The 12,045-nt window shown below is 73.4% G+C and carries 11 protein-coding genes; 9 read left to right on the top strand and 2 right to left on the bottom strand.

Annotation, left to right across the window (positions count from 1 at the left end; translation table 11 throughout):
• From tmk to ABZ914_RS16010, 8 genes are all read left to right on the top strand, one after another.
• Window positions 1-1,344 (top strand): dTMP kinase (tmk, locus tag ABZ914_RS16045; RefSeq protein WP_500193656.1); only part of this gene is annotated, 1,344 nt, incomplete at its 5' end.
• A 99-nt stretch (window positions 1,345-1,443) separates the two neighbouring features.
• Complete coding sequence (locus ABZ914_RS16040) at window positions 1,444-2,586, top strand: DNA polymerase III subunit delta' (RefSeq protein WP_190860632.1); 1,143 nt, start codon at window positions 1,444-1,446, stop codon at window positions 2,584-2,586.
• A 208-nt stretch (window positions 2,587-2,794) separates the two neighbouring features.
• Complete coding sequence (locus ABZ914_RS16035) at window positions 2,795-4,498, top strand: S8 family peptidase (protein WP_500193655.1); 1,704 nt, start codon at window positions 2,795-2,797, stop codon at window positions 4,496-4,498.
• 120 nt (window positions 4,499-4,618) lie between these two features.
• Window positions 4,619-5,098 (top strand): low molecular weight protein-tyrosine-phosphatase, encoded by a 480-nt coding sequence (locus tag ABZ914_RS16030; RefSeq protein WP_500193654.1) that lies wholly within the window; start codon window positions 4,619-4,621, stop codon window positions 5,096-5,098.
• 1 nt (window position 5,099) lies between these two features.
• Window positions 5,100-5,960, top strand: a complete 861-nt coding sequence (locus ABZ914_RS16025; RefSeq protein WP_500193653.1) for a fructosamine kinase family protein — start codon at window positions 5,100-5,102, stop codon at window positions 5,958-5,960.
• A 131-nt stretch (window positions 5,961-6,091) separates the two neighbouring features.
• Window positions 6,092-7,126 carry a TolB-like translocation protein gene (locus ABZ914_RS16020; protein WP_500193652.1) on the top strand — a complete coding sequence of 345 codons (1,035 nt, stop codon included), beginning with the start codon at window positions 6,092-6,094 and terminating at the stop codon, window positions 7,124-7,126.
• A gap of 64 nt (window positions 7,127-7,190) precedes the next feature.
• Window positions 7,191-8,015: a PSP1 domain-containing protein gene (locus ABZ914_RS16015; protein WP_387031967.1), complete on the top strand. Its 825-nt coding sequence runs from the start codon at window positions 7,191-7,193 to the stop codon at window positions 8,013-8,015.
• 65 nt (window positions 8,016-8,080) lie between these two features.
• The gene (locus ABZ914_RS16010; RefSeq protein ID WP_500193651.1) at window positions 8,081-8,446 is read left to right on the top strand and encodes a hypothetical protein; all 366 of its coding nucleotides are present in this window, start codon (window positions 8,081-8,083) and stop codon (window positions 8,444-8,446) included.
• A 51-nt stretch (window positions 8,447-8,497) separates the two neighbouring features.
• On the opposite strand, the gene ABZ914_RS16005 is transcribed toward ABZ914_RS16010, so the two are convergent.
• Entirely contained in the window at window positions 8,498-9,928 is a 1,431-nt protein-coding gene (locus tag ABZ914_RS16005) for an MFS transporter (RefSeq protein ID WP_500193650.1), read from the bottom strand.
• 152 nt (window positions 9,929-10,080) lie between these two features.
• Between ABZ914_RS16005 and ABZ914_RS16000 the strand changes: the two genes are divergently transcribed.
• Entirely contained in the window at window positions 10,081-10,902 is an 822-nt protein-coding gene (locus ABZ914_RS16000) for a GNAT family N-acetyltransferase (protein ID WP_500193649.1), read from the top strand.
• 16 nt (window positions 10,903-10,918) lie between these two features.
• Here ABZ914_RS16000 and ABZ914_RS15995 read toward each other — a convergent pair whose 3' ends face one another.
• The gene (locus tag ABZ914_RS15995; RefSeq protein ID WP_500193648.1) at window positions 10,919-12,037 is read right to left on the bottom strand and encodes a fatty acid desaturase family protein; all 1,119 of its coding nucleotides are present in this window, start codon (window positions 12,035-12,037) and stop codon (window positions 10,919-10,921) included.
• Window positions 12,038-12,045 lie beyond the last annotated feature (8 nt).

The following is a 12,045-nucleotide window of genomic DNA, read 5'->3' as shown; positions in this document are numbered from 1 at the left end:
GGCCGCGGCCTCGGCCTGGCGATCGGCGGCGCGGCGCTCGCCGCGAGCGCGGTCGCCGCCGTCGCGCGGGTGCACGCGGGCGAGCTGGGCGGCGGGGACGCGGGCTACGGCGCCGTCCTCACCGGGCTGGCCGCCGGGCTGGCGTCCGGCCTGTTCCTCGGCCCGCGCGTCCTCGGCCCGTTCAGCCGCCGCCGGCTCCTCGGCCTCGCGGTGATCGCCGCCGCGCTGCTGCTGGTCGTGGCCGCGCTCGTGCGGAACCTCGTCGTCGTGGCGTTCGTGACGGCGTTCCTCGGCGTCGCCGCCGGGGCCGCCTGGTCCACCGCGTCCGCGGCCGTCCGCGGGCCCGGCGACGAGTCCGGGGCCGACCGGCCGCGCGCGTTCCTGCGGTCGATCGCGCTCGTCGTCGTGCTGGTCACGGTCGCGGCCGTCCCGGCGGTCGCGGGCGCGCTCGGCTCGCACCGGATCGACGTCGGCGACGGCTACGACCTCGACGGCTCGATGGCCGCGCTGCTGATCGCCGCCGTCCTCGCGCTGGTCGCCGGGGCCGTCGCCTACCGGAGGCTGGACGACCGGCGCGGCATCCCGCTCGTCGCGGACCTGCGGGCCGCGCTGCGCGGCGAGGTGTACGTCCCGCCGTCGCAGGTCGCGGAGCCGGAGCCGGTCCGCCGCGAGCACGGCGTGTTCATCGCGTTCGAGGGCGGCGAGGGCGCCGGCAAGACCACCCAGGCGCGGCTCGCCGCGATCTGGCTGCGCGACCACGGCTACGACGTGATCACCACGCACGAGCCGGGCGCCACCAAGATCGGCATGCGGCTGCGCGCGATGCTGCTGGACCGGGACACCACCGGGCTGTCCGACCGCGCCGAGACCCTGCTGTACGCGGCGGACCGCGCCGACCACGTCGCGAACGTGATCCGGCCGGCGCTGGAGCGCGGCGCGATCGTGGTGAGCGACCGCTACCTGGACTCGTCGCTGGCCTACCAGGGGTACGGGCGGCGGCAGCCGGTCGACGACATCGCCCGCGTCAACGCGTGGGCGACGGGCGGCCTGCTGCCCGACCTGACCGTCCTGCTGGAGGTCCCGCCGGCGGACGGGCTGCGCCGGCTGTCGGCCCCCGCCGACCGTATCGAGTCCGAGCCGCAGGAGTTCCACGAGCGCGTCCAGGCCGGCTTCCGCGCGCTCGCCGAGGCCGACCCCGACCGGTACCTGGTGCTGGACGCGAGCCGCCCGCAGGCCGAGCTGAGCCGCGAGATCCAGTACCGCATCCGCGAGATCCTCCCGGACCCGATCCCGGCCGGCACCGAGGACGCGACGAGCACCTTCCCGGCCATCACCGACGTCTAGCGGCGCCTCCACGGCCCGCGCCGCGTCCGGAGGCCCGGCGGCGCCGCCGGCATGGGCGACGCGTCCCGGCGGAGGGCGCGCAGCCCTTAGCCTTGTTGCATGAGCGTGTGGGATGACCTGGTGGGGCAGGCGCCGGTCGTCGAGCAGCTGTCCTCGGCGGCCGCGGGGACCGGCGGCGGCATGGCGCACGCCTGGCTGTTCACCGGGCCGCCCGGGTCCGGGCGGGTGACCGCCGCGCGGGCGTTCGCGGCGGCGCTGCAGTGCACCGAGACGCCGCGCGGGTGCGGGCACTGCGCGTCCTGCCACCAGGTCCTGCAGGGGACGCACGCGGACGTCGAGGTCGTCCGCCCGCAGGGGCTGTCGTTCGGGATCAAGGACGCTCGCGCGCTGGTGCTGCGGGCGTCGTCGTCGCCGAGCGGCGGCGGCTGGCAGATCGTGCTGTTCGAGGACGCCGACCGGGCCACCGAGGGCGCGGCGAACGCGCTGCTGAAGGCGATCGAGGAGCCGCCGGCGCGGACGGTGTGGCTGCTGTGCACCCCGTCGGCGGAGGACCTGCTCGTGACGATCAGGTCGCGGTGCCGGCAGGTGACGCTGCAGACGCCGCCGATCGCGGCGGTCGCGGACATGCTCGTCCAGCGCGACGGCGTCGACCGGGAGACCGCGGAGATCGTCGCGCGGGCCGCGCAGGGGCACATCAGCCGGGCGCGGCTGCTCGCGAGCGACCCGCGGATGCGCCGGGTCCGCGACGGGGTGGTGGCGATCCCGCGCCGGCTGACCGGGGTGAGCCCGGCCGTCGCGGCGGCGGAGGTCCTGGTGAAGGCGGCGGAGGCCGAGCGGGACGCGCAGACGGTCGAGCTGAACGAGACGGAGACGTCCGCGCTGCGCAAGGCGCTGGGGGAGAGCGAGAAGGGGCGGATGCCGCGCGGGACGGCGGGCGCCCTGAAGGAGCTCGAAGGGCGGCAGAAGTCGCGGGCGACGCGGGTGATGCGCGACGCGCTGGACCGGACGCTGCTGGACCTCGCGTCCTACTACCGGGACGTGCTGGCGCTCCAGCTCGGCGCGGGCAGCGACCTGGTCAACATCGAGCTGGGCCCGGAGCTGCGGACGGCGGCGTCGGCGGGCCGCCCGGAGGACACCCTGCGCCGCCTGGACGCGATCATGGAGTGCCGCGAGCGGGTCGCGGCCAACGTCAACCCGCAGCTGGCGTTCGAGGCGCTCACGCTCGCGCTCCGCACCGGCTGAGCGCCCGCGCCGCGTTTCCGCGTACTCCGGCCGAGCTCCGTCCGGGTGCCGGATGAGCACCGTTATTCGACGACTCGTCTTGGATTAACATAAATCCTCCTCTTTTGTTACAAATCTGAGCGCGTCTCTCAACAGACGCACCCGTACCGTCTGCTGGCCATAGCACGCCGAACAAGGGCGAGCTCCCCCCATGGCCAGGAGGTCTGCTTTGCGGCGAGCCTTGATTTCCGCCGCCTGCGCCGTCGTCACCACGGCGGCGCTCGCGATTCCAGCGTCCGCGGCACCGGCCGAGCCGCGGGCGAAAGGCGAGGCGTCGGAGTACGTCGTCCTCTACAAGGACGGCGTCTCCCTCGGCAAGGCCCACGACGCGGTGAAGGCGGCCGGCGGTTCGATCGTCCAGGAGAACACCGATGTGGGCGTCGCCACCGTCCGGTCCGCGAACCCGGCGTTCGTCCAGGCGGTGATGAGGCAGGGCGCCCTCGACGGCGCCGCGCACAACCGGGTCATCGGCGAGGCCCCGAAGGAGAAGAAGGCCGCCGCGAAGGTCGAGAAGACCGTCGGCGCGCAGGGCCCGGTGGCGGTGAAGGGCAAGCCGTCCAAGGACACCGAACCCCTCGCCGACCTGCAGTGGGACATGAAGCAGATCCACGCGACGGCGGACGGGTCGTACAAGGCCGAGCCCGGCTCGAAGAAGGTCCTCGTCGGCATCCTCGACACCGGCGTGGACGGGAACCACCCCGACATCAAGCCGAACTTCGACCGCAAGCTCAGCCGGAACTTCACGCACGACATCCCCACCGACGCCGACGGCAACGTGCTCGACGGCCCGTGCGAGTTCACGTCCTGCGTCGACCCCGTCGACTGGGACGACAACGACCACGGAACGCACGTCGCGTCCGAGATCGCCTCCCCGCGGAACGGCCTCGGGACGGCGGGCGTCGCGCCGAACGTGACCCTGGTGAACCTGCGCGTCGGGCAGGACTCGGGGCAGTTCTACCTGCAGCCGACCGTCGACGGGCTCACCTACGCGGCGAAGCACGGCATCGACGTCGTCAACATGTCCTATTACATCGACCCGTGGCTGTGGAACTGCGCCGACAACCCGGCGGACAAGCCCGAGGACCAGCTCGAGCAGCGCACCATCATCCAGGCGACGCAGCGGGCGCTCGACTTCGCGCACCGGCACGGCGTCACGCTGATCTCCGCGGCGGGCAACGACTTCGTCGACTACACCAAGACCAACATCGACGACACGAGCCCGGACTTCCCGTCCTACCCGGGCGAGAAGCCGTACGAGCGGACGATCCCGGCGAGCTGCCAGTCGATGCCGTCCGAGGGGAAGCACGTCATCGCGATCTCGGCGACCGGGCCGAGCACCCGCAAGTCGTACTACAGCAGCTTCGGCAACGGGTACGTCGCGGTGGCCGCGCCCGGCGGCGACAAGGTCGACAACGCCGCCCAGCGGCCGGACGACCGCGGCGGCATCTGGGCCGCCTACCCCGAGCGCCTCGCCAAGGAGCGCGGCGAGCTGAACGCGGACGGCACCCCGAAGGTGTCGTACGTGATCCGCAGCTGCAAGGGCAAGACGTGCGCCTACTACCAGTCGCTGCAGGGCACGTCGATGGCGTCGCCGCACGCGGTGGGCGTCGCCGCGCTCATCATCAGCAAGTACGGGCACCGCGACCGCCAGGGCGGCCTCACCCTCGACCCGGACTTCGTGGAGTGGAAGCTGCGCGGCAGCGCCACGCCCAAGGCGTGCCCGAGCCCGGGCACCGTCGAGTACGTCTGGTACACGCAGACCGGCGGCAAGTGGGTGAAGCACACCTCCACGCAGACCTGTGAGGGGACCAAGGAGCAGAACGGGTTCTTCGGCAACGGCATCGTGGACGCGCTCCACGCCGTCCAGCGGTAGGCCCTCTCCCGGCACGCGGCCCCCGGGACCCTCCCGGCCGGGGGCCGCGCTCGTTCGTTCCCGCGCCCGCGCCCGCCGCCGCCGTGAGCCGGGTGCGGTGACCTGGGGCATGATGGACGGATGCCGTACCGAGTCACTTTCGTCTGCACAGGGAACATCTGCCGCTCGCCGATGGCGGAGGCGATCCTGCGCCACCATGTCGAGGCCGAGGGCCTGGACGTCGAGGTCGACAGTTCCGGCACCGGCGGCTGGCATGTGGGCGACGGCGCCGACGAGCGGACGATCGCGGCCCTGGCCCGGGCCGGGTACCGGTCGGCGCACATCGCCCGCCAGTTCGAGGACGGCTGGTTCGACCGCTACGACCTGATCCTGGCGCTGGACGAGGGGCACCGGCGGGCGCTGCGGTCGATGGCGCCGGACGACGAGGCGCGGGCGCGGATCCGGCTGCTGCGCGAGTTCGACCCGGAGGCGGGCGCCGACCTGGACGTCCCCGACCCCTACTACGGCGGCCGCGCCGACTTCGACCTGGTGCTGGAGCAGGTGGAGGCGGCGATCCCGGGCCTGCTGGACGAGATCCGGGCCGGCCTGAAGGCCGCCTGACATGCCCGGCCCGGCCGATCTGCGGGAACGCGTCGCGCGGCTGCTCGGCAGCCCGGTCGGGGCGGTGAGCGGACTCGGCTCCAGCCACGCGTGGACGCTGCACCGCGCGTCCCTCGACGACGGCCGCGAGGTGTTCGTGAAGGCCGCGCCCGACCAGGCGGGGGTGTTCGCGGCGGAGGCGGCCGGGCTGCGCTGGCTGGGCGAGGCGGGGCCGGACGCGCCCGTCCCGGACGTCCTCGCGGCGGACGACCACATGCTCGTCCTGCCGTGGCTGCCGTCCGCGTCGCCCACCCGGGAGGCCGCCGAACGGTTCGGGCGCGAGCTGGCCGCCCTGCACACCCGCGCCCGTCCGGACGCCTACGGTGCGCCTTGGGACGGGTTCATCGCCGACCTTCCCCTCGACAACACCCTCGACGACCGCGGCTGGCCCCGCTGGTACGCCGAGCGCCGCCTCGAACCGTTCCTGCGCCGCGCCGAGCGCCACCTGTCCCCGGACGACGTCCGGCTCGTCGAACGGGTCATGGCCGCCGTCGAGGACCTCGCCGGGCCGCCGGAGCCGCCGAGCCGCATCCACGGCGACCTGTGGTCCGGGAACGTCCAGTGGACGGGCGGCCGGGCGATGCTGATCGACCCGGCGGCCCACGGCGGCCACCGCGAGACGGACCTGGCGATGATGGCGCTGTTCGGGACGCCGCACCTGGACCGGATCCTCGCCGCCTACGACCGGGAGGCGCCGCTCGCGCCCGGCTGGCGCGACCGCGTCCCGCTGCACCAGCTGCACCCGCTGCTCGTCCATGTGGCGCTGTTCGGCGGCTCGTACCGCGCCTCGCTCGTGGAGGCGGCCCGTTCGGCCCTGGGCTGACATTACGGTCGGGCGCGGCGATCCACTAGGGTCGTTGCGCCTCGCGGCACCGGGCTCGGACTCGAAGTGGTAACTCCGCCCATCCGGGCCGATGCCGCGCGATATATCAGATGCCGAGCAGTGGAGAGGCGGTGCGGACCGACCCCATGGACGGCGGGAACGACAAGGGCGGTAGCGGTATCCGGTTCCGGGAGGTATGGCGGACCGCCCTGCCGGTCAGCGTCGCCGCGGCCGCGGCGCTCTTCGCCGGCGGCAGCGTCGACCTGGTCCACCGGCACCAGCGCGAGGCGAACAAGAGGCACGACGCGGAGGCCGCCGCTGCCGACACCACGCCGGCGGGCCCGCGGGCCGTCGTCGGCGTCACCCGCGCGGGCACCGCGCTGACCGTCCGCGACGCCCGCACCGGCGCCGCCCTCGGCCTGCCCGTCGCCGTCCCCGACGGGCGCCGGTTCCACCATGTCGCGGGCGACGGCGACTCCTACGTCGTCGCGTCCTCCGGCGCCGGGAAGGTCACGTTCCAGCGGCTCAAGCTCGCCGCCGACGGGCGCCCCGAGTCCCTCAGCGAGATCCCCGCCGCGACGATCCCCGGCGCCTCCGCGCCATGGTCGGACCTGGCCGTGTCCGCCGACGGGGACCGCATCGCCTACGTCACCTACAAGGGCGCCCGCGCCCGTATCGACGTCGTGTCCGCCCGCACCGGCGCCCGCAAGACGTGGACGACCGGCTACTCCGCACGCGTCAGCAGCCTCTCCTGGGCCGGCGACACGCTCGCGTTCGTGTGGAACCCCGTCCGGCGCGCGGGCGGCAAGTACACCGAGGTCCGCCACGAACTCCGCACGCTGGACACCGGCGGCGCCGGGGGCGACCTCAAGGCCAGCAAGCCCGTCACCGTCCTGCCCAAGGGCACGACCAGCGCGGTCCTCAGCCGCGACGGGAAGACCGCCGCCGCGGGCGTCGTCCAGCGCTCCGTCGCGTCCGTCCAGGCGTACTCGACGGCCACCGGCGCGCCGGCCAGGGTCGTCTGGAAGCAGCGGCTGAAGGGCCTGATCACCGGCCTGGACACCGGCGGCGGGGGCAAGCTCCTGATCACCGGTGGCGACGGCCGCCTCTACGCCGAGGGCGCTGGAACGCTCCCCGGAACGGATCTCGCCGACGCGGCCTGGTGATCTGCGCCCGGGTCCGCCGTACAGTGGACGCACGAAACCGGGCGAACGGAGCGGAACCGTGGGCATGGTGATGGCCGTCAGCTTCACCCGTTACGGCCGGCTCTACTATCTCGATCCGGGCCCGCACACCCCGAAGGTCGGCGACAAGGTCCTCGTCCCGACCGACGGGGGCCCGGAGGTCGCCGAATGCGTGTGGGCGCCGCAGTGGGTGTCCGACGACATCGGCGGCCTGCCCGAATGCGCGGGCCCCGCCACCGACGAGCACCTCGCCCGCGACGAGACGAACCGCCGCCGCCGCGCCGAGGGCCGCTCGATCGCCAAGCGCCTCATCCGCCGGCACGAGCTGCCGATGAAGGTCATCGGCGTCGACTACCTCGACGCCGACAACGTCTTCAAGATCTATTTCACGGCCCCGCACCGGGTCGACTTCCGCGCCCTGGTCCGCGACCTCGCCCGCAACATCAAGGCCCGCGTCGAGCTCCGCCAGGTCGGCCCCCGCGACGAGGCGCGCCTCCAGGGCGGCATCGGGCCCTGCGGCCGCGACCTGTGCTGTGCCACCTTCCTCAAGGACTTCGAGCCCGTCTCCGTCCGCATGGCGAAGGAGCAGGACCTCCCCGTCAACCCCCTCCGCATCGCCGGCGCCTGCGGCCGCCTCATGTGCTGCCTCAAGTACGAGCACCCGCTCTACACCGAGTTCAAGGAGAAGGCGCCGCGCCTCGGCGCGAAGGTCTCGACCCCCGAGGGCGACGGCCAGGTCATCGGCTACAACGTCCCGGGCGACCGCATCACGGTGAAGGTCGGCTCCCGCCGCTGCTCCTGCCCGTCCGCCTCCGTCTGCTCCCCCCGCCAGCAGCACGACGCCCACTACAACGCTCCCACCGACGACTGACGCCTCAACACGGATGCGGCGGCGACCAAGGGCCCTGGGGGCCTGACGCACTAGGGGAGCGGGTCATGGCGCTCTGGGTGATGTTCTCCGAGCTCGGTCTCATCGAACTGCTGGCGTTGCGCGAGGGAAAGTGGCTGGGCTACGGGGCCTCCCTCGCCTACGGCCTGATCTGGGTCGCCGTCGCATTGGGATGGCTGGCCGTGGCCCACGGCAAGATGGGCCTCTCGGGAGAGAAGGCCGCGATGGTCCCGGCGGTCATGCTGACCTGGCTGATCGCGTGCACCCTTGGACGGCCCCTGCTCATCTTCGATCCCCTGGGAGAAGACCCGAAGGCCCCTCGCGGGCTCGCCGGCCGCATCTTCATCAACCAGGTCCTCTTCATGACCGGGATCATCGTGATCATCGTCATCGCCTCGCTGCGGTCCGGCTGACGGCATGCGGGCGCCCCGGCGGGCGGGCGCCGGGGCGGGTGGACGGACGGGTCACGGGCGGGGCGGCTTCGGCAGGAGCTGGGCGAGGGCCGCGGTCGCGGCGCAGAAGCCGATGATCGGCAGCAGGCCCGCCTTGAAGGCGTCGGCGACGTCCGCGGGGAGCGGATGGGCGCCGAGGACGTCGTAGAACACGATCCCGACGACCGCGACCCCGATCGCGCCGCCGACCTGCTGGAAGGTCGACAGGACGCCCGCGGCCGACGCCGCGTGCCGCTCGCCGACACCGGCCAGGACGATCGCCGACATCGGGGCGAGGACGAAGCCCATGCCCGCGCCGGCGAGGGCGAGGCCGGGGATCAGCCAGGCGACGCCGCCGTCCTGGGCGATGCCGTCGATCAGCAGCAGGCAGCCGACCGCCTGGACGGCGGCGCCGAGCGCGAGGACCTGCCGGCCGATCCGGGCCGCGACCGCTCCGGCGCGGGTCGAGGCGGCGAAGTAGCCGGCGCCGAGGGCGGTGAACAGCAGGCCCGACTGGAGGGCGCTGAGGCCGCGTCCCTGCTGCAGGTAGAGGGCCAGGTAGAGGAAGAACGACGCCATCGCGAGCTGGTAGGCGAGAGCGATGCCGACGCCGGCGGTGAAGGCGCGCTCCCGGAACAGCGCCGGGGCGATCAGCGGGGCGCCGCTGCGCCGCTGCCACAGCGCGAACGCGGCGAGCAGGACGGCCGAGCCGGCGAACGAGAACCAGGTCCATTCGGGCCAGCCGAGCCGGCGCCCCTCGATCAGCGGCAGGACGAGCGCGACGAGGCCGAGCGTGACCAGCGCGGTCCCGGCGAGGTCGAGGCGGGTGCCGCGGGCGGCGGGGGTGGCCGGGACGGTCCGGCGGACGAGCGCGACGGTGGCGGCGCCGATCGGGACGTTGATCAGGAAGATGCTCCGCCAGCCGCTGCCGAGGACGTCCGCCTGGATCAGCGCGCCGCCGATGAGCTGCCCGAACACGCCCCCGAACCCCATCGTGAGGCCGTAGGCGGTGAACGCGCGGACCCGGGCCGCGCCCTCGAACGCGCCGTTGATGATGCCGAGGACCTGCGGCATCAGCATCGCCGCCGCGACGCCCTGCGCCACCCGGGACGCGATCAGCGCGCCCGGCGTCGGGGCGAGGCCGCAGGCGAGGGACGCGACGGTGAACGCGGTGAGCCCGGCGGCGTACATCCGGCGGCGTCCGACCATGTCGCCGAGCCGCCCGCCGGTGATGAGCCCGCCGCCGAGCGCGAGCCCGAACCCGGCGACGACCCACTGCGTGGCGGCGGTGCCCGCGTGCAGGTCGGCCTGGATGTCGGGGATCGCGACGTTGACGATGAAGAAGTCGAGGGTCGTGATGAAGATGCCGATGAGCAGGACCAGCAGGCCGCCGGTCGGCGCGGCGTGCGCGGGGGCGCCGCCCTGCGGCCGCCTGCCCGCTCGCGGTGTCGCGGTGGTTGACAAGGGATCTCCCCGGTTCGTCCGTCTCGGTGCGTGCACCATGACGATCTCCCGCGGGCGGTCATCGGGTCGATGACGTGAGGGGTAATGCGGGACGCGAGCAGCCGGGTAATTCGTTTGTGGGCGGGTCCGGGGGCGTCCTAGCGTCGCGTCCCATGGATGCACCGGTGCGGCGGCTCTCGATCGACGACCTTCCCGCGTGCCAGCGGCTCGCCGAGGACCGCGAGTGGGGGAGGGAGGACCGCAAGTGGCGCTTCCTCTTCTCCGTCGGCGACGTCTACGGCATCGACGACGGGAACGGCGGTCTCGCCGCCACGGTGGTGTCGACGCCGTACGGCAAGGACGTCGCGGCCATCAGCATGGTGCTGGTCGCGAAGCGCTACGAGCGGCGCGGCCTCGGCGCCCGGATCATGCGCCATGCGATGGACGAGGCGGGGACGGCGAGCCTCTGCCTGACCGCCACCGAGATGGGCCGTCCGCTGTACGAGCGTCTGGGCTTCCGTTCGGTCGGGACCTGCACCACGTACACGGGCGAGGTCGACGGGCCGTCGCGGCAGGGCGTGTCCGTGCCCGCGACGCCCGCCGACATGCCCGCCGTCCGCGCGCTCGACGCCGAGGTGTTCGGCGCCGACCGGACGCAGGTCGTGGACGGGCTGCCGTCGTTCTGCGCGACCTTCAACGTCGTCCGCGACGGGTCCGGCATCGCGGGCTTCGGCGGCGTGTGGTGGAACGACGGGCGGGCCCTCGTCGGCCCCGTCGTCGCCCGCGACGAGGGGACCGCCCTGGCGCTCGTGGACGAGATCGTCCCGGCGGGGCCGGTGCGCCTCGACATCGACCACCGGCACCCGGAGCTGGTCGCGTGGGCGGAGAGGCGGGGGCTGAGCCCGTTCTTCTCGACCACGGTCATGGAGTACGGCGAACCGATCGCGAACGACCCGGCCCGGCTCTTCCTGCCGGTCGCCCAGGCCCTCGGCTAGGGCGACCGGGGCGGGGTCAGGCGGCGACGGGTTCGCGCGCGGGGGGCTTCGGGGCGGGCTTCGGCTTCGCGGCGCCGCCGGGAAGGGCGTAGCGGAAGATCTTCTTCCAGGTGCTCGTGACCTGCTTCGCCAGCGAGCCGGTGTGGTACGGCAGGCCGTACCGGGCGCACAGGTCGCGGACGCGCGGGGCGATCTCGGCGTACCGGTTGCTCGGAATGTCCGGGAACAGGTGGTGCTCGACCTGGTGGCTGAGGTTGCCGGTCATCAGGTGGAACAGCGGGCCGCCGGTGATGTTCGCGGAGCCGAGCAGCTGCCGCACGTACCACTCGCCCCTGGTCTCGGCGTCGAGCGGGTAGTCCTCCTCGAACACGTCGACGTCGCCCGGGAAGTGCCCGCAGAAGATGATCATGTGGGCCCAGACGTTGCGGACGATGTTCGCGGTGAGGTTCGCCGACAGCGTGGACAGGAACTGCGGGCCGCTGAGCAGCGGGAACGCCAGGTAGTCCTTGCCCCACTGGCGGCGGATCTTGCGCCCGATCGCGCGCAGCTTCGCCTTCGTCACCTCCTCGTCGTGGGTGCCCTCGCGGATCCTGTCGAGCTCCAGGTCGTGCAGCGCGACGCCGTACTCGAAGAACATCGCCAGCAGCAGGTTGTAGACCGGCTGCGGGACGTTGCCCCAGTGCCACGGCTGCTCGGGCGCGACGCGCAGGATGCCGTAGCCGACGTCGTTGTCCTTGCCGAGGACGTTGGTGAAGGTGTGGTGGACGAAGTTGTGCGAGTGCTTCCACTGCTCGGCGGGGGAGACGTTGTCCCACTCCCAGGTCGTCGAGTGGATCTTCGGGTCGCGCATCCAGTCCCACTGGCCGTGCATGACGTTGTGCCCGATCTCCATGTTCTCCAGGATCTTCGCGACGGCGAGGGTCGCGGTCCCGGCGAGCCAGGCGGGCGGCAGCGCGGACGCCATCAGCAGCGCGCGGCCGCCGATCTCCAGCCCGCGCTGCCAGCGGATCACCTTGCGGATGTAGTCGGCGTCGCGCTCGCCGAGGTCGGCGGTGACCTCGTCGCGGAGGGCGTCGAGTTCGCGGGCGATCGCGGCGTGGTCGGCGGGGGTGAGGTGGTCGGTCGTTGCGGGCATCGTCGGTC

Source organism: Spirillospora sp. NPDC046719, from assembly GCF_040645715.1.
In the GTDB taxonomy this organism is placed as follows: domain Bacteria; phylum Actinomycetota; class Actinomycetes; order Streptosporangiales; family Streptosporangiaceae; genus Spirillospora.
The sequence above is the reverse complement of the archived record's forward strand: the minus strand, read 5'-3'. Positions and strand labels throughout refer to the sequence as shown.

Excerpts from the sequence above, each read along its gene's own strand:
- ABZ914_RS16040 (WP_190860632.1), top strand. The coding sequence starts at position 1,444 with ATGAGCGTGTGGGATGACCTGGTGGGGCAGGCGCCGGTCGTCGAGCAG.
- ABZ914_RS16030 (WP_500193654.1), top strand. The coding sequence starts at position 4,619 with ATGCCGTACCGAGTCACTTTCGTCTGCACAGGGAACATCTGCCGCTCG.
- ABZ914_RS16025 (WP_500193653.1), top strand. The coding sequence starts at position 5,100 with ATGCCCGGCCCGGCCGATCTGCGGGAACGCGTCGCGCGGCTGCTCGGC.
- ABZ914_RS16015 (WP_387031967.1), top strand. The coding sequence starts at position 7,191 with ATGGTGATGGCCGTCAGCTTCACCCGTTACGGCCGGCTCTACTATCTC.
- ABZ914_RS16010 (WP_500193651.1), top strand. The coding sequence starts at position 8,081 with ATGGCGCTCTGGGTGATGTTCTCCGAGCTCGGTCTCATCGAACTGCTG.
- ABZ914_RS16000 (WP_500193649.1), top strand. The coding sequence starts at position 10,081 with ATGGATGCACCGGTGCGGCGGCTCTCGATCGACGACCTTCCCGCGTGC.
- ABZ914_RS15995 (WP_500193648.1), bottom strand. The coding sequence starts at position 12,037 with ATGCCCGCAACGACCGACCACCTCACCCCCGCCGACCACGCCGCGATC.